Source organism: Mycobacterium sp. Soil_C_30, from assembly GCF_057656995.1.
In genome coordinates this window covers 1-16,609 of sequence record NZ_JBDGJH010000005.1, presented here as the reverse complement: position 1 = coordinate 16,609, position 16,609 = coordinate 1, and the positions used below count along the sequence as shown (strand labels likewise).

The window sequence follows — 16,609 nt, the reverse complement described above, 5'->3', positions numbered from 1 at the left end:
TCGCCCTTCCTGATGGTGCGCAGCACGAGGTCGCCCCTTGCGTTGCTGGCACCCTACCTCTAGTGGTCCTGAAACCGAACGACGGGACACGCTGCTGTAGCCCAGTCCGGAACCTCGAAACGCCGTTACTTCTTCTCCAGCGTGAACTGGCAGACATCGGTGTAGCCCTTGCGGAACGCGTCTGCGCAACCGGTCAGGTAGTGCATGTAACGGTCGTACACCTCTTGCGACTGGATGGCGATGGCCTCGTCTTTGTGCGTCTCGAGCGCGGCGGCCCAGCAGTCGAGCGTGCGGGCGTAGTGCGGCTGCAGCGACTGCGTGCGGGTGAGCGTGAACCCGGCCTTCTGCGCGTGCTCCTCGGCCAGCTCGATGGTGGGCAGGTACCCGCCGGGGAAGATCTCGGTGAGGATGAACTTGATGAACCGCGCGACCGAGAACGTCAGCGGGATCTTCCGCTCGGCCATCTGCGGAATGGTCAACGCGGTGATGGTGTGCAGCAGCATCACACCGTCGTCGGGCAGCACCTCGTAGGCCTTGGCGAAGAAGTCGTCCCAGCGGTCGCGGCCGAAGTGCTCGAAGGCGCCGATCGAGACGATGCGGTCGACGGGCTGGTTGAAGTCCTCCCACCCCTCCAGACGCACCTCCTTGGTGCGCGGGCTGTCCGACGCGGCGAAGACCTCCTCCACCCGCTCCTTCTGGTTCTTGCTCAGAGTCAGGCCGATGACGTTGACGTCGTACTTCTCGACGGCACGCATCATGGTGGCGCCCCAGCCGCAGCCGACGTCGAGCAACGTCATGCCCGGCTGCAGGCCCAGCTTGCCCAGCGCCAGATCGACCTTGGCCTGCTGCGCCTGCTCGAGGGTGTAGTCATCCTTCTCGAAGTACGCGCAGCTGTAGGTGCGCGACGGGTCCAAGAAGAGCGCAAAGAACTCATCGGACAGGTCGTAGTGCGCCTGCACGTCTTCGAAGTGCGGTTTCAGTTTTCTCGCCATACTGACGTGCGTCCTTCTGGTAGTCCCAGAGGCCGGTCATCTCGTTTCCCCCGAAACCAACAACCACCCCGATGCCGGTTCGGACTCTACCGCGAGAACCTCAACAGGCAGAGTCAAGTGCGTCCGGAGCCGACGACGGCGTGCCTTCGGCAAACGTCACACACAGTTCGCCGACGATCTGATCCCACAGCGGTTCGGGCAGTTCGTGGCCCATACCGGGGAACAGCACCAGCCGCGCCCGCGGGATCGTCGTCGCAATCGAGCGGCCCCCGGACGGGCGCATCAGCTTGTCGGCCAGGCCGTGGATCACCACCGTCGGCGCCGTGATCTGCCGGTCATAGTGCAACAGGCTGCCGCTGCCGAGGATGGCGCCGAACTGGCGCTTGACGCCCCACGGGTAGAAACTGCGGTCATACCCCTCGATGGCGTCGGCCCGGATCCGCTCTTCGGCCGCCGGATAACCCGGGCTGCCGATGATCTTGCTGACGCGGACCGCGTTGTCGATGATCACCTCGCGCGGGGAGTTCGGATGCGGACCCCGGGTGACGGCGAACAACGCACGCGGATCCGGCGGGGGCAGGGCCGCGCGATTGTTGCTCGAGAAGATGACACCCAGACTCTGCGTGGTGCCGGCGTGCCGGGCGGCGAACACCTGCGCGATCATGCCGCCCATGCTGGCGCCGACGATGTGGGCCTGCTCGATGCCCAGATGAGCCAGCACAGCCGCGGCGTCGTCGGCCATGTCTTCCAGCGTGTACACCGCCGGGCTCTTCCAGCCCACCAGTGAGCGCGCCATGCTGGCGTACTGGTTGGTGTCGACTTCCTGGCCGTCCAGCTTGCTCGACAGCCCGACGTCACGATTGTCGAACCGGATGACGCGCAGGCCCCGGTTGACCAGCTTCTCGCAGAACCCGTCGCGCCACAGCAGCAGCTGCGCACCCAGGCCCATGATCAGCAGGACAGCGGGATCGTTCTCGTCGCCCAGATCTTCGAAGTAGATGTCCAGCTCGCCGGACCCGCCGGGTTCGTCGAGCGGCGTTTTTCCGCGAGTAAGAGGCCCGGCGTTGGACTTGGACTTGGACTTGGCGTATCCCTTCCGGATGTCCACTTACACCTTCTCCGGGGTGTCCAGATCCGCGCGATGTTCGCGGCTGACCTCCACCATGAAGTTGGCGAAGTAGCCGGAGAACTGCGGATCGCTCATCATCTGCCAGCGCGGCGCCAGCAGCTTCATATAGCGCTCGACGTAGAGGAACTGCTTGCCGATCAGCACCAGCTCACGCGGCAGCTTGACGTCATAGGCTTCCGCCAGCGCGCCGAGCTGCTTGCCGATGTCGGCATACGACATGTCGCCGAGCGACTTCAGCGTCAGCGGCTCGGCGAACGCCTTCAGGTCCTTGGCGGCCTGGGCTTCGGGCTTGACCGTGCCCACCGCGCCGAGCAGCACCACGATCTTGCCCGCGGCGGCGTGGTCCTTCTTGACGATCAGGGCGTGGATGAGCTCGCGCAGCAGCCAGCGGGTACGCGGGTCGATGCGGCCCATGATGCCGAAGTCGAGGAACACCACCTGGCCCTGCTCATTGACCAGCAGGTTGCCGGCGTGCAGGTCGCCGTGGAACAGGCCGTGTCTAAGGCCGCCCTCGAAGGTGGAGAACAGCAGAGCCTTGACGAGTTCGGTGCCGTCATGGCCCATCTCGCGGACGGCCTTCACGTCATCGATGCGCACACCAGAGACACGTTCCATGGTCAGGACGCGTTCGCTGGTGAAGTCCCAGTGCACGTCGGGCACCTTGATGTTCTTGCCCAGAGGGGAGGCATGCAGGTGACTGACCCACGCCTCCATGGACTGTGCCTCGAGCCGGAAATCGAGCTCCTCGGCCAGGTTGTCGGCGAAGTCGGCGACGACGTCCTGGGCGGACAGCCGGCGGCCGAGCTTGGCGACCTCGACCAGCTGGGCGAACCGCTTGAGGATCTGCAGGTCGGCGGCCACTCGCCGGCGGATACCGGGCCGCTGGATCTTGACCACCACTTCCTCACCCGAATGCAGGGTCGCGAAGTGCACCTGCGCGATGGACGCGCTGGCGAACGGCTTCTCCTCGAAGTGCTTGAACAGCTTCGCGGGCTCGTCGCCGAGCTCTTCGATGAACAGCTTGTGCACTTCTTCGGGGTCGGCCGGCGGCACGGAGTCCAGCAAGGTGCGGAACTCCCGGCTCAGCGGCTCACCGAAGGCGCCGGGGCTGGAGGCGATGATCTGGCCGAATTTGACGTAGGTGGGCCCCAGGTCGGCGAAGGTCTGCGGGATCTCCTTGATGACCTTCGACTGCCACGGGCCACGGGCGCGGAGTTTGGCGGCGACGCGGGCGGTGGTGCGGGTGAGCTGCCAACCCGTCACGCCGATCCGGGCGGCCTCGGCGGGCAATGGCACCCGGTCGAGTTTGGCCACCTCGCGGTGTTTGGTTGAACTCATGTCTTGCAGTGTCTCAAATCCTCTGGTGTGAGCCCAAACGAAGCTGTGCTATGGGCTTTGCCTGTGTCGCCGGTTCGCGGCGTGGCCGGCTGTTGTCGGCCCTGGTAGACGGGCATTTCTCGGTGACGGTCTCGGGGTGCGTGAGTGTGGTCACGCCTGCTGCCAGATCTGGCCCGGATCGCGGTTCGGGGGCGGCGGGACCGTCAAGGCACGGCTTGCAGCGCCACCACCGAGCGACTTTTGACCGACACGACCGCACCCGCCACGACGGGCTGGGCGTCGAGCGGCCCGTGCGGGGCCGCGGTATCGATCACCGGTGTCCACGCCGGCGCGAAATCGCCCGCGGGAAGGGTGAATTCAATGTCCTCGTGATGAGCGTTGAAGCACAGGAGGAACGAGTCGTCGGTGACGGGGCGGCCGCGGTCGTCATGGCCCGAGATCCCGTGGCCGTTGAAGTAGACGGCGACCGCTCGGCCCGACCCTGAACCCCAGGTCTCGTCGGTCATCTCCGACCCGTCCGGGCTGAACCAGGAGATGTCGGACCGACCTTCGACACCGCGATGTTTCACCGGTAGGCCCGTGAAAAACCGGCGCCGGCGAAAGATCGGATGCGCGGCCCGCAGCGCCGACACCGAGCGGGTGAACTCCAAGAGGTCGGTGTCGGCGGCCGCCCAGTCGATCCAGGTGATCTCGTTGTCATGGCAATAACCGTTGTTGTTGCCGCCCTGCGTGCGGCCGAGTTCGTCGCCGTGGCACAGCATGGGCACGCCCTGGGAGAGCAACGTGGTGGCGATGAAATTGCGTTGCTGCCGGGCGCGCAGCGCATTGACCTCGGGATCCTCGGCCGGTCCTTCGACGCCGCAGTTCCACGACCGGTTGTGGCGTTCGCCGTCGTTGTTGTCCTCGCCGTTGGCCTTGTTGTATTTCTCGTTGTAGGACACCAGGTCTCGCAACGTGAAGCCGTCATGACAGGTGACGAAGTTGATGGAGGCCACCGGGCGGCGGGCGGTGTTCGCGTACAGATCCGCCGAGCCGGTGAGCCGCGAGGCGAACTCGCCGATGCCGTCTGCCTCACCGCGCCAGAAATCGCGCACGGTGTCCCGGTATTTGCCGTTCCATTCGGTCCACTGCGGGGGAAAGCCGCCGACCTGGTAACCGCCGGGCCCGACATCCCAGGGTTCGGCGATCAGCTTCACCTGGCTCACCACCGGATCCTGTTGCACGAGTTCGAAGAACGTCGCCAGCTTGTCCACGTCGTAGAACTCGCGCGCGAGCGTCGAGGCCAGATCGAACCGGAAACCGTCGACGTGCATCTCGGTGACCCAGTACCGCAACGAATCCATGATCAGCTGCAGGGAGTGCGGATGCCCGACGTTGAGGGTGTTACCGGTGCCGGTGTAGTCGGTGTAATAGCGCTTGTCGTGGTCGGTGAGGCGGTAGTAGGCGGCGTTGTCGATACCGCGCATCGACACGGTGGGGCCCAGGTGATCACCCTCGGCGGTGTGGTTGTAGACCACGTCGAGGATCACCTCGATACCCGCCTCGTGCAGTGTGCGCACCATGGCCTTGAACTCCTGCACCTGCCCGCACGGAGTGGAACTCTTGCTGTATTTCGGGTCGGGGGCGAAGAATCCGATGGTGTTGTAACCCCAGTAGTTCGACAGACCCTTGTCGATCAAGGTGGAGTCGTTGGCGAAGTGATGCACCGGCATGAGCTCGATGGCGGTGACGCCCAGGGCTTTGAGGTGATCGATGATCACCGGGTGCGCGATACCGGCGTAGGTGCCGCGGTCGCGTGGGGGAATGCCGGGGTGAGTCTGAGTCAGCCCCTTGACGTGGGCTTCGTAGATGACGCTGTCGGCGTAGTGATGGCCGGGCGGGCGGTCGTTGGCCCAGTCGAAATAGGGATTGAGCACCACCGCCTTCGGCATGCTCGCCGCGGAATCGTCGTCATTGCGGCTGTCCGGGTCGCCCAGGTTGTAACCGAAGAGCGACTGATCCCACTGGAAGGTGCCGTCGACTGCTTTGGCGTAGGGATCGGTGAGCAGTTTGTTGGGGTTGCAGCGGTGCCCGCGGGCCGGGTCGAAGGGGCCGTGCACCCGGTAGCCGTACCGCTGCCCGGGCTCGATGCTGGGCACAAACCCATGCCACACGAAGCCGTCGACCTCGGGTAGTTCCAGCCTGGTCTCGGTGCCGTCGACATCGAACAGGCACAACTCGACCCGCTCGGCGACTTCACTGAACAGCGCGAAGTTGGTGCCGGACCCGCTGTACGTGGCACCCAGCGGGTACGCCTTGCCTGCCCAGATCTCGGCCTCGAGGAATTCGGGTGCTGTCTCAGGGGCCTTGCCATGGGCCATCTCATGGGCCGAAGAGTTGGTAGCGACCATGTGGGCCCCCGGGGCTGTGCTGATGGTGGTGGTGATTAGTACCCCTCCTTGTCGGCGTCCAACCCCTGCCGGTGCGAGTTCAGGCGGCGTGGTCGACGGCGCGGGACAATTCCTCGATGGCGGTGTGGATGAAGCGCATCTTCTGCAACACCGGGGTGGGCAGCACGAACGGGTAGAGGTCGTCGCGGCCCATCGAGCGGTTCACCATGTTCAGCGACCAAGCCAGCGGTAGCCACATGCCGATGATCGTGTCGAAAGCGCTGGCGCCCAAAGGCTTGTGATCGAACGTGGCATTGGCCGGCGCCAACCCGAATGCCGCCGCGGTGTCCAGGGTTTCGCGGATGTGCAGGTAATGGGCGAAGGTTTCGGCCCAGTCCTCGGCCGGGTGCATGGCGGCGTAGGCCGAGACATAATTGTCCCGCCATGCCTGCACTGTGTCCCCGGTGTAGTGACGATCGAGTGCGGCTTGGTAGTCGGCGTCCGGATCGCCGAACAGCTCACGGAACCGCGCGGACTGTGACGCCGATGCTCCGACCAGGCGGTGGAAGTAGTAGTGGCCCGTCTCGTGCCGGAAATGGCCCAGCAAGGTGCGATACGGCTCGTCCATCGTGATGCGCAGCTGCTCGCGGTAGGCGTCGTCGACCTCCGCCAGATCCAATGTAATGACACCGTTTTCGTGTCCCGTGAGCACCTGCTCATGGGTGCTGGACAGCAGGTCGAAGGCCAGCCCGAAGTCGGGGTCCTCCTGGCGGCTGACGATCGGCAGTTTCAGCTCGGCCAGTTCGGCGATCAGGCGTCGTTTGGCGCGTTCCGCGGTCGCGAATTGCACCATGCCCGCCGGATCGGAATCGCTGGGCCGGGTGCGAGTCAACCGGCAGGACGCGCAGAGTGGTGTGACGCCGCCGACGGTGTGAACCAGCCAGTTGCATCCGGCGACGTCGACGTTCGCGCAGCTGGCGGCGGACGGACCAGCGTCGGCGATCACCACCATCGTGCGCTGCTCGAGGGAGAAGGCCAGGCGACTGCCGCAGGACAGGCACAGCGAGTTCTCGAAAGCCAGGTGCTGGCCGCAGCGCGGACAGATGAAGTCGCGCATCGGCGAGCTCCGTTCGGGTTGAGCGGTCGAGGTGGGTGCGCCGATGCGACGGGTCAGGCAGGAACCGGCGACTTGACTGCGAGCAGTCCTTCGGTGGTGGTCCTGTCTTCGGGCTGCGCGGCGGCCATCATGGTGTTGTGGGCGGCGCCCGCGTCGGTGTTCGGCGGTACCACCAGTAGAACGATTCGGCCACCATGAAGCCCGAGAGCTTCGACGGTGTTCAGCGGCTGCCGGTGATATCCACCGAGCCGCACGACGTTCCCGTCGAAAACCATCTTCTTGGGCACCGGAGGCCAGGTGTCCAGGTTGTACAACACTCGACTGATACGGCCCAGGCGAACCGACAGAACCGACAGCAGGTCCGGCAGTTCCGCGGCCAGGTCATCGGTATGAGGCCACCATGCGCCGTCGACGAAACCGCTTTGTGGGGCTTTTGGTTTCAGCCGTAACCGCGGTCGGCGTTCGGGTGCGGCATGGTCTTGGGTGTCGCTGCGTGTCTGTTGTGGCGTCATGGTGACGCTCCTATCTGCGGCCACCAGATGGCCGGTGATCAGCGATGACACGGCTCGAATGGACCGTGTGCGAAGTACCGCCGACAAGTCCAGCCTACGCTGAATCACGGCCGGCAAGCGAATGAGCGCTCATGCGTAGCCTGGATGTATGCGTAGAGATCGAACACTGTCATGGTTCCACCGGCTCGATCTCGGTCAGCAAGCTGCCCTGTTGGCGGACCCGCACGGGTATCTCCCCGACGGGGTAGCCGAAGAAATCCGTCCCCATGTCGATTCGGCCCGTCACGACGAGACCGTGCAGTACCCGCGGCGGTGGCTGCTGCGCAGCGCCGAAGCAAACCTGCTCGAGGACGAAAGGCACCGGCTCGACGACTGGTGGCAGGACCTGGCACCCGAGGTGCGCGCAGCGCTCATCGAGTGCCGGGCCGACGCCGTGCCCCGTGAGCACCGGGAAGCTGTCCTGGAGTCGGCCCCCGGCGGAGTGCACCCGAGGGCCGACCTTGACATCGGGTTCGACATGACGGAGATGACCTCCGCCTACCTCGAGATGATGGCCACCAGGTCGGCCTGCCACTGACCTCGCCGGCTTTGTCGGTGACGGGTGCCATGGTCTGGAGATGGACCCGCTCGTACCGTTGCGCTGCACCGACCTGCGCTACCTACTGGTTACTCACATCTACGACCACGGGGTCGTTTCCGTGGAAGAACTCGTCGAGTCCCTGGCCCACCAAGGATTTTCGATCAGAGGCCGGCCGTCGAAAACGGTGTCCGACGCGCTGCGAACGGACGTCAAGATAGGCCGAGTGATCCGACGCGGCCGCGGGCGCTACGGCCCGGGAGAAATGCCACGCGCCACCGAATATCGGATCGACCAGCGAGTGTTGGCGTTGCGCGCGAAAGTCGCTGCGTTGTCAGGGCGCGACGGGCGCGCGGCGTAGTTCGTAGTGCGTTCCGGCGCTCTTCGGGGCGATAGTCGAGTTGCCCGCGTCTGTGCGACAGAACTGGTTTGTCGCAAGGTTGTCGCACAGACGCGGGCATTTGGGGTGGTGACTTCCGGCGGATGGCGCATCCGCGCGCTGGATCGGAGGCGGCGGATCGGTGCGTTGGTGGGATGTGTTGGAAGTCGGCTCGCGGGACGTATTGCCGGCGTTCCCATGTCGGCGGGCGAATTCGCGTTCCCCCGGGGCGGGTTACCCCGTACCGCACCCGGCTGGGGCGAGAGTCGAGTTGCCCGCGTCTGTGCGACAGAACTGGTTTGTCGCAAGGTTGTCGCACAGACGCGGGCAAGTCGGGATGCGGTGCTCAGCCGCTCACCGGCTCCTTGCCCCACGGCGTCAGCCACGGTGTCGGCTCCCAGTCTTCGAGCCCGGCCAGCAGCTCGTACAGCGTTGCGCCATCGATGCTTTCGCGGATGATGTCGGCTTGACCGGCATGGCGCGCCAGCTCCTCGATCATGTGGAACAGCACCCACCGCACCGACCACGCTGAGACGTCCTTCGGGAACCACGGCACGTCGTGGGGAACGGGCACCGCAGCGCCCAGATCGACGGTCTGAATCAACCGCAACGCCTCCTCGTTGCCGGCGTCGAAATCGGCGAGTATCCCGGCCAACGTCTCGTCGTCACGCATGACGAACTGGCTCTCGTACTCAGCGGACTGCTCTTCCATGGACCGCGTGTCCGCCGGCGCCAGCTCCGGAGCCGACGCCGCCCGTTGCATCCAGCCGCGCTGGCAACTGGTGACGTGCTTGATGATCGCGCCGATGGACAGGGCGCTGACCGTCGGCTTCTGCCGGGCTTGCTCATCAGTGAGGCCGAAGGCGATGGCGTGGAAGGCGTAGTGCTGGGCCTTGAGGTACTCCAGCAGCCCGGCGCGTTCGTCGGCGATGGGTGGGGGCATGGCGGCCATGGGTCAGTTCTCCTTCGAGGTGTGATAAGCGGACACTAATTCGTAAAGGGTTGCGCCGTCGATGGTTTCGCGGATGATGTCGGCATGTCCGGCATGCCGGGTCAGCTCTTCGATGAGTTTGAAGAATGCGTAGCGGACCGTCCAGCTGGATCCGTCCTGGGGGAACCACGGAACGTCCGGCGGTACCGGCACGGTGATGTCCAGGTCCGCGGTCTCCACCAGCCGGACGGCCTCGGCGCAGCTGTCGTCGAAGGCGGACAGCAGCTGGGCGAGCGTGTCGCCATCAGTCATGGCGAAACCCTGGTGGAACTCGGCACCCTGTTCGTCGACGGGACGCCGGTCGGCGACGGTGAGTTCGGGTGCCGCGGACACCCGCGCCATCCAGCCGCGCTGGACCTGGGTGAGGTGTTTGAGCAGACCGCCGAGGGACAGGGCGCTGGCCGACGGGGTGGAGCGGGCCTGCTCATCGGTGAGGCCGACGGTGACGATCCGGAAGGCCTGATGCTGCGCCGTGAGGTACTCACGCAGGCCGGCACGCTCATCGGCCACCGGTGCGGGCATGGTCATGGATCAAGACTCCTTCGACGTGTGAGCGTAAAGATCACGGATACAAGCGATCTCAGCTCCGTGATGGATCACCTCGCGGTTGATGTGCAGGATCAGCGTGGTCATGGGTTCGGCCGCCCACTCGCCTTCGGCCGCACCGACGGGGCGGGCCAGGCCGTCGTCGTCGAGGTTGCGCACTCCGTCGATCCAGCCGCGGTAGGCGTCGTCGAACTGGCGCAGCGCGGTGTCGGCGTCGAGGGCGTACTCCCAGCTGTAATAGTCGGCCGGCGGACCGCCGAAGTGACTGTGCGTGCGTGCGGCGAGCACACCGACGATCAGATGCGCCATCCGCCACGCGATGGTGGTGAACGGCTCGGGCCGCGGCGGCGGATACGAGAAGTCTGGAACCATTCGGGCGGCGTTGCGTCGCAACGTCCAGCAGTCAGGCACCGGCTCGAAGAAATACTCGTCGTCGGTCAGACCGTCCAGGCGGGGCCGCAGCGCGTTCTGCCAGTGGAGGTCCAGTTGGAACACCAGTTCGTCGGTGAGGCTTCGGGCTGTCATGACTACAGCGTCGCAGGCATTTAGGACAGTTTCGGTCCTAGAAGTGCGGCAGACTCTTGGCATGTCCGAAACAACCGGTCGCGTGCTGCAACTGCTCGGCCTGCTGCAGGCCCGCCGAGTGTGGACCGGCGAGGAGCTGGCCGAACGGCTCGGGGTCACCGGCCGTAGCGTGCGCCGTGATATCGACCGGTTGCGCGAACTCGGCTATCCCGTGCACGCCAGCACCGGACACGGCGGCGGTTATCAACTGGGCGCCGGGGCCGCGCTGCCGCCGCTGCTGCTGGACCCCGACGAGGCCGTGGCGATGGCCGTCTGCCTGCGCTTGGCGGCCGGGGGCAGTGTCGCCGGTGTGGGGGAGTCGGCGTTGCGGGCCCTGTCCAAGCTGGATCAGGTGATGCCGGCCCGGCTGCGATCGCAGGTGTCGGCCGTGCACGAGACGACGGTGACGCTGACCTCCGGAACCGACACCCCGGTCGAGCCGGACGCACTGATGGCGCTGGCCCGCGCCTGCCGCGACCACGAACACGTCGACGCCACCTACACCGACATCCGCGGCAACCAGACCCAGCGACGGCTCGAGCCCTACCAGCTGGTGACCACCGGCCGGCGGTGGTACCTGCTGGCCTGGGACCGCGACCGGCAGGACTGGCGCACACTGCGGCTGGACCGGATGGCTGAGGTGCGCGCCCGCGGCACCACGTTCACCCCGCGGGAGGCGCCGGACGCAGCCACCTACGTCAGCCGGGCGATCAGCAGCAACCCGTACCCGTACGTCGCGCAGGTGCGCTTCTTCTGCTCGAAAGAGGTTGTGGAACAACATTTCTCACCGGCCTCGGCAACCGTCGAAGCCGACGGGCCCGACGCCTGCCTGGTGACGGCCGGGGGCGACGACCCCGAGAAGATCACGCTGTTCCTGGCGATGGTCGGCGAGGACTTCGAGATCCTGGGGCCGCCGGAGGTGATCGAAGGAGCGCGCACCATGGCGCGGCGGCTCAGCGCCTCAGCTGGTGATGGCTAGCTTGTCGGTGAGGAACAGGAACGTCTCGGCGAACGGGTGCCCGGCGGTGGTGGCACGGACGTAATCCCAGTCGACGGCCTCGCGGACGGCGCGCACACTGGGCAGGAACTTGGCGAAGTCGCAGTGATGTTCGTTGAGGGACAACAATTTCTCGGTGACCACCTGGGTGGGCGGGATCACCGGCATCCTGATGGCCAGGACATCGAGCTCCTCGGCCTGGGCGATGGTGTCGGCGGTGACCTCCACACCGTTGAGCCGGTGCAGCACGTCGATCACGAAGTCGTCCTTGACGCAGGCCTTGAACAACCAGTCTTCAGGGGTGCGTTCGATGTTGAACCCCACCTTCTCCAAGGTGAGAGCCGCGGTCTCGACGTCCTGCTCGGCCACCACGAAGTCGACGTCGTGCACCGGTTCCGGGCCGCCGTGCACCCACAGTGCATAACTTCCGGCCAGGGCGAAGTCCGGCCCGTGCGCCTTGAAGGCCGACGCGGCGCGTTTGAGCGCATCGCGCAGGTCGTCATTGCGTTCGAGCATATGGTGCTCCTCGGTCTTGGGTGGGTACCTAATACCCCATGCGGATCGCGACATTCAACATCCTGCACGGAAGAAGCGTGCACGACGGCGCGGTGGAGCTGGACCGGCTGGTCGACAGCATCAAAGAGCTCGACGCCGACATCCTGGCCCTGCAAGAGGTGGACCTGGCGCAAACCCGCTCGTCGATGGCCGACCTGACGGCGGTGGCCGCCGAGGCCATGGGCGCGGTGAGTCACCGGTTCGTCGCGGCGATCTCCGGCACACCGGGTGCGACGTGGATGGCCGCCACCGGCACCGAGCAGCCCGGAACGGCGGCCTACGGCATCGCGCTGCTGTCGCGGTATCCCGCGGTGACGTGGCAGGTGCTGCGACTGCCGCGCATCCCGTTCCGGTTCCCGATGTACCTGCACGAGCCCGGAAAAGTGCTGGTGGTCAACGAAGAACCCCGGGCGGCGATGGTGGCGCGTTTCGAAACCCCGATCGGGCCGCTGACGGTGGCCAACACCCACCTGTCGTTCGTGCCGGCCTGGAACCGCGCGCAGCTGCGCCACCTGGTCCGCGACGTGCGGGGCTTCCCGGGGCCGCGCGTGCTGATGGGCGATCTGAACATGACGCCGCCCGCGGTGGCGCGCACGTCACGGTTCCGGCCGCTGGCGGTGGCCAACACCTTCCCCGCGCAGGCGCCGACCCGCCAGCTGGACCACATCCTCACCGACGACCCGACACTGCAGGCCGGTCAGTCCTCGGCGCCCCTGCTGTCCGTCTCCGACCACCGGCCACTGGTGGTCGACGTGTTCGCGGATACGGTCTCGCGCCTCGACTCTCGCGAGTGATGCCACCGCAATTTCAACAGCAGCGCGCTGCGGTGTGCCTCGAATCCCAACGACAGTAGGTCACGCGCACCACTGTGATTTCGGGTGATGATTCGGTTTCTCACAATGACTCCACTGTGGCACAGCAGGGGGCGCGGGGCCTGTCATGCGAGGCCGGATCCTGGTCACAGCCCAATGAACTCTTGGGCACGATCGGTGAACAGGCGATGGCTTTGGCCGACCGCGCCGACAAGCTTGAAGCCATGGCACGGCCAATTCAGCACACGGTCGCCGTCCCGGTATCGATCGAGGACGTCGACGCGCGCGAGGCGCAGTTCCGTGCCTGCACGCCCGGAGCGGCATTGCCGCTGGTAGGGACGGCGCAATGGCGTCAGCTTCGGAGCTGGCTGAGTCAACTGATCATCACTGAACGGGTGCTGCGCTCCGAAGCGGCCCGGTTGGGCGTCACCGTCGACCACGCCCCGTCGCTGGCCGACGTGCTGCCCGACGGCACCGCCCGGTTCGAGATCGGCAGCCTGGCCGCCGCGGCGCTGGCCGACCCGATGGCGCGGGCGGTGTTCTGGTACGTCACCGAGGACGTCGACGTCAGCGAGATGGAAGTCGCTGCCTACCACGAGCGCAACCCCCGGCGGTTCGCGTCGACGGTGGCGCTCCTGCGGGGTGGCACGCCGTCCCTGGACGCCGTCCGCCCGGCCATCGCGGCCCATCTGCGCGGCTCCGCACGCCGCCGCGCCTTCCGGCAGTGGCTCGAGACCCGCAGCGCCGAGCTGGCTCATTCCAACCCCGGCTACCACCGCGCCCGTCGCCGCTGATGGCCGACCTGACGCTCGCCCTCGACATCGGTGGAACCAAGATCGCCGCCGGCCTCGTCGACGACGACGGCAACCTGGTGTCCGCACGCACCGAGCCCACCCCGCGCAGCAGTGATCCCGAAGCGGTGTGGGCCGTGGTCGCTGGGTTGATCGCGGCGCACAGCGATGTCGCCGGGGTGGGCATCGCCGCGGCCGGGCCCGTCGATCTGCCCTCGGGAACCGTCAGCCCCATCAACATCCCGGCATGGTCGAAGTTCCCGCTGCGCGACCGCGTGGCCGCTGCGCTTCCCGGCAAGCCCGTTCGGCTGGCGGGTGACGGCGTGTGCATGACGCTCGGCGAGCATTGGCGCGGGGCCGGCCGCGGGGCGTCATTCGTGCTGGGCATGGTGATCTCCACCGGGGTGGGCGGCGGGCTGGTGCTCGACGGGAAGCCGTACTTCGGCCGCACCGGCAACGCCGGACACGTCGGGCACGTTGTCGTCGAACCCGGTGGGCCGCTGTGCTCATGCGGCGCGCGGGGCTGCGTCGAAGCGATAGCGGGCGGACCCCGGATGGCGCAGTGGGCGCGTGAACTGGGTTGGGACGCACCGCCTTCGGCCGGAGCTCGAGAGCTGGCCGAGGCGGCTCGCATCGGCGAGGGGGTGGCACTGCGTGCGTTCCAACGAGCGGCCGACGCGCTGGGGGCGATGATCGCCTCGGTGGGCGCGGTGTGCGATCTCGATCTGGCGGTGATCGGCGGGGGCGTGGCCGACGCGGGCCCCGTTCTGTTCGACCCGCTGCGCGAAGCGGTGGCCAGTTATGCCCGGCTCGACTTTCTGGCCGGGATGCAGGTGGTGCCCGCTGTGCTGGGCGCTGACGCCGGGCTGGTGGGTGCGGCGGCGCTGCTGCGGTCTTAGGTGCTGTCATGTCTCTGCTGCGGGACTACGGCGAAACGCAGCTGTGGGTGGTCGGTTCTTGTGTTTGTGATCGCTGTTGCGGCCATGTGCTGCGGCGAGGTGGCTGGTTTGGCGGAAACACGGCCTGTCGATGTAGCTGATGGTTGCGCATGAGTGGTGCGGGGTGTCGGAAAGCAGCCCTCAGCTGCAGTTCGCGATAGCACCCGGGGCGGGTTATAGAGGGTCAGGGACCGCGCTTGTCGCGCCGTTTTGGCTGATCGGGCACCGGCACGCTACTCTGGTCGACGATCCACCGAAGACCGTCGGCCACCGAGCAATCGGTTGAAGGTCCGGGAACATCCCGGCGGCCCACGCAGGAGGACGAGGTACCAGCGTCAAAACCTGGATTATTCACGCCCCGGCCGCATCCTGCGTCGGGGCGTTCGTCGTTTCAGGCCTCGGTGGCAGAACGTAAGCAGCTAGACACACCGAGGAGGCATGCATGGCCAAGGCTGACAAGGCCACCGCCGTTGCAGAGATCACCGAGCAGTTCAAGGCCTCGACTGCCACCGTCGTCACCGAGTTCCGCGGTCTGACGGTGGCCAACCTGGCCCAACTGCGTCGCTCGCTCGGCGCTGGGGCCACCTACTCTGTCGCAAAGAACACGCTGGTCAAGCGTGCCGCGGCAGAAGCAGGTGTCGAGGGCCTCGACGAGCTCTTCGCCGGTCCGACCGCCATCGCCTTCATCCAGGGCGAGCCGGTCGAGGCGGCCAAGGCACTGAAGGCCTTCGCAAAGGACCACAAGGCGCTGGTCATCAAGGGCGGCTACATGGACGGCGCTCCGCTGTCCGTCGAGCAGGTCCAGGCCATCGCCGACCTGGAGTCGCGCGAGGTCCTGCTGGCCAAGATGGCCGGCGCGATGAAGGCGAAGACCAGCCAGGCCGCGGCGCTGTTCCAGGCGCCTCTGTCGCAGGTCGCCCGCCTGGCTCAGGCGTTGCAGGACAAGCGGACCGAGGCCGAAGGTGCCCCCGCGGCGCCGGCAGCCGACGAGGCTCCCGCCGCGGAGGAGTCCGCCGAGGCTCCTGCCGAGACAACCGAATAACCCCAAGAACCACATCTCGATCGACAACCCGGTCAAGGAATCAGGAAAGGACCACACCATGGCCAAGCTCAGCACCGAAGAACTGCTCGACGCCTTCAAGGAACTGACCCTGCTCGAGCTCTCGGAGTTCGTCAAGGCGTTCGAGGAGACCTTCGACGTCACCGCGGCTGCCCCCGTGGCCGTCGCCGCTGCCGGCCCCGTCGGTGGCGCCCCCGCCGAGGCTGCTGAAGAGCAGTCCGAGTTCGACGTCATCCTCGAGGGTGCCGGCGACAAGAAGATCGGCGTCATCAAGGTCGTCCGCGAGATCGTCTCCGGCCTGGGCCTCAAGGAGGCCAAGGATCTGGTCGACAGCGCCCCCAAGCCGCTGCTCGAGAAGGTCAACAAGGAAGCCGCCGAGGACGCCAAGGCCAAGCTCGAGGCTGCCGGCGCTTCGGTGACCGTCAAGTAGTTCCACGCTCTGCAACAGCCGCCCGGGATCCTCGCGATCCCGGGCGGTTTGTCGTCTAGGGTGACTTCGACGCCGGGGTTCACCGACGGCAAGCCCGTCAACTGCGTCAATAAAGGTAATGACACAAAGGGCGTAGGCCGTTACGGCGTGCGCTACAGTGACTCAAGCCACAGGCGGGGTGCTGGTGGCCGGGGTGATGAACAGTCGGAAGGATTTCGCGTGGGCATTGGTATCCAGGTCGAGGGACTGACCAAGTCCTTCGGTTCCCAGCGAATCTGGGAAGACGTGACCTTCGACCTGCCCCCGGGTGAGGTCAGCGTGCTCCTGGGCCCCTCCGGTACCGGTAAGTCGGTGTTCTTGAAGTCGCTGATCGGTCTGCTGCGTCCCGAGCGCGGCAAGATCATCGTCGACGGCACCAACATCATCGAGTGCTCGGCCAAAGAGCTCTACGAGATCCGCACCCTGTTCGGCGTCATGTTCCAGGACGGCGCGCTGTTCGGGTCGATGAACCT

Annotated in this window: 19 protein-coding genes; 9 read left to right on the top strand and 10 right to left on the bottom strand. The window is 66.4% G+C overall.

Annotated elements, in window-relative coordinates:
• Positions 1-125 precede the first annotated feature (125 nt).
• From AC3A6P_RS10725 to AC3A6P_RS10700, 6 genes are all read right to left on the bottom strand, one after another.
• Positions 126-992, bottom strand: coding sequence for a cyclopropane mycolic acid synthase family methyltransferase (locus AC3A6P_RS10725; RefSeq protein WP_487691476.1), 867 nt, complete (start codon positions 990-992; stop codon positions 126-128).
• A gap of 100 nt (positions 993-1,092) precedes the next feature.
• Entirely contained in the window at positions 1,093-2,100 is a 1,008-nt protein-coding gene (locus AC3A6P_RS10720) for an alpha/beta fold hydrolase (RefSeq protein ID WP_487691475.1), read from the bottom strand.
• On the bottom strand, positions 2,101-3,459 hold the full coding sequence (locus AC3A6P_RS10715) for an ABC1 kinase family protein (RefSeq protein ID WP_487691474.1): 1,359 nt from the start codon (positions 3,457-3,459) through the stop codon (positions 2,101-2,103).
• 203 nt (positions 3,460-3,662) lie between these two features.
• Positions 3,663-5,819: a glycogen debranching protein GlgX gene (gene glgX / locus AC3A6P_RS10710; RefSeq protein ID WP_487691917.1), complete on the bottom strand. Its 2,157-nt coding sequence runs from the start codon at positions 5,817-5,819 to the stop codon at positions 3,663-3,665.
• A 109-nt stretch (positions 5,820-5,928) separates the two neighbouring features.
• Positions 5,929-6,945 (bottom strand): zinc-binding metallopeptidase family protein, encoded by a 1,017-nt coding sequence (locus AC3A6P_RS10705; RefSeq protein WP_487691473.1) that lies wholly within the window; start codon positions 6,943-6,945, stop codon positions 5,929-5,931.
• Between the two features lie 53 nt (positions 6,946-6,998).
• Positions 6,999-7,457 (bottom strand): DUF5994 family protein, encoded by a 459-nt coding sequence (locus AC3A6P_RS10700; RefSeq protein WP_487691916.1) that lies wholly within the window; start codon positions 7,455-7,457, stop codon positions 6,999-7,001.
• Between the two features lie 148 nt (positions 7,458-7,605).
• Here AC3A6P_RS10700 and AC3A6P_RS10695 point away from each other — a divergent pair, with 148 nt between their 5' ends.
• Positions 7,606-8,034, top strand: coding sequence for a hypothetical protein (locus AC3A6P_RS10695; RefSeq protein WP_487691472.1), 429 nt, complete (start codon positions 7,606-7,608; stop codon positions 8,032-8,034).
• Between the two features lie 40 nt (positions 8,035-8,074).
• The gene (locus AC3A6P_RS10690; RefSeq protein WP_487691471.1) at positions 8,075-8,395 is read left to right on the top strand and encodes a hypothetical protein; all 321 of its coding nucleotides are present in this window, start codon (positions 8,075-8,077) and stop codon (positions 8,393-8,395) included.
• A gap of 364 nt (positions 8,396-8,759) precedes the next feature.
• Here the strand turns inward: AC3A6P_RS10690 and AC3A6P_RS10685 are convergent, their stop codons facing one another.
• Genes AC3A6P_RS10685 through AC3A6P_RS10675 form a run of 3 tightly spaced genes read right to left on the bottom strand, consistent with a single transcriptional unit; the run spans position 8,760 to position 10,475 of the window.
• Positions 8,760-9,365 carry a DinB family protein gene (locus AC3A6P_RS10685; protein WP_487691470.1) on the bottom strand — a complete coding sequence of 202 codons (606 nt, stop codon included), beginning with the start codon at positions 9,363-9,365 and terminating at the stop codon, positions 8,760-8,762.
• Between the two features lie 3 nt (positions 9,366-9,368).
• On the bottom strand, positions 9,369-9,926 hold the full coding sequence (locus tag AC3A6P_RS10680; protein ID WP_487691915.1) for a DinB family protein: 558 nt from the start codon (positions 9,924-9,926) through the stop codon (positions 9,369-9,371).
• A 9-nt stretch (positions 9,927-9,935) separates the two neighbouring features.
• Positions 9,936-10,475 (bottom strand): DinB family protein, encoded by a 540-nt coding sequence (locus AC3A6P_RS10675; RefSeq protein ID WP_487691469.1) that lies wholly within the window; start codon positions 10,473-10,475, stop codon positions 9,936-9,938.
• Between the two features lie 61 nt (positions 10,476-10,536).
• Here AC3A6P_RS10675 and AC3A6P_RS10670 point away from each other — a divergent pair, with 61 nt between their 5' ends.
• Entirely contained in the window at positions 10,537-11,493 is a 957-nt protein-coding gene (locus tag AC3A6P_RS10670; RefSeq protein WP_487691468.1) for a helix-turn-helix transcriptional regulator, read from the top strand.
• Here AC3A6P_RS10670 and AC3A6P_RS10665 read toward each other — a convergent pair.
• Positions 11,476-12,027: a hypothetical protein gene (locus tag AC3A6P_RS10665; RefSeq protein ID WP_487691467.1), complete on the bottom strand. Its 552-nt coding sequence runs from the start codon at positions 12,025-12,027 to the stop codon at positions 11,476-11,478. The two genes, AC3A6P_RS10670 and AC3A6P_RS10665, sit on opposite strands and share 18 nt — an antisense overlap.
• A 38-nt stretch (positions 12,028-12,065) precedes the next feature.
• Here AC3A6P_RS10665 and AC3A6P_RS10660 point away from each other — a divergent pair, with 38 nt between their 5' ends.
• From AC3A6P_RS10660 to AC3A6P_RS10635, 6 genes are all read left to right on the top strand, one after another.
• On the top strand, positions 12,066-12,860 hold the full coding sequence (locus AC3A6P_RS10660; RefSeq protein ID WP_487691466.1) for an endonuclease/exonuclease/phosphatase family protein: 795 nt from the start codon (positions 12,066-12,068) through the stop codon (positions 12,858-12,860).
• A gap of 242 nt (positions 12,861-13,102) precedes the next feature.
• Positions 13,103-13,672, top strand: a complete 570-nt coding sequence (locus AC3A6P_RS10655; protein WP_487691465.1) for a DUF7158 domain-containing protein — start codon at positions 13,103-13,105, stop codon at positions 13,670-13,672.
• Positions 13,672-14,568: an ROK family protein gene (locus tag AC3A6P_RS10650; RefSeq protein ID WP_487691464.1), complete on the top strand. Its 897-nt coding sequence runs from the start codon at positions 13,672-13,674 to the stop codon at positions 14,566-14,568. Before AC3A6P_RS10655 ends, AC3A6P_RS10650 begins: the two co-directional genes overlap by 1 nt.
• Positions 14,569-15,049: 481 nt before the next feature.
• On the top strand, positions 15,050-15,649 hold the full coding sequence (gene rplJ, locus AC3A6P_RS10645; RefSeq protein WP_487691463.1) for a 50S ribosomal protein L10: 600 nt from the start codon (positions 15,050-15,052) through the stop codon (positions 15,647-15,649).
• Between the two features lie 58 nt (positions 15,650-15,707).
• A complete protein-coding gene (rplL, locus tag AC3A6P_RS10640) occupies positions 15,708-16,097 on the top strand; it encodes a 50S ribosomal protein L7/L12 (protein WP_487691462.1) in 390 nt (129 codons plus the stop codon).
• Between the two features lie 219 nt (positions 16,098-16,316).
• The coding region (locus AC3A6P_RS10635) for an ATP-binding cassette domain-containing protein (protein ID WP_487691461.1) at positions 16,317-16,609 on the top strand (293 nt) is incomplete at its 3' end.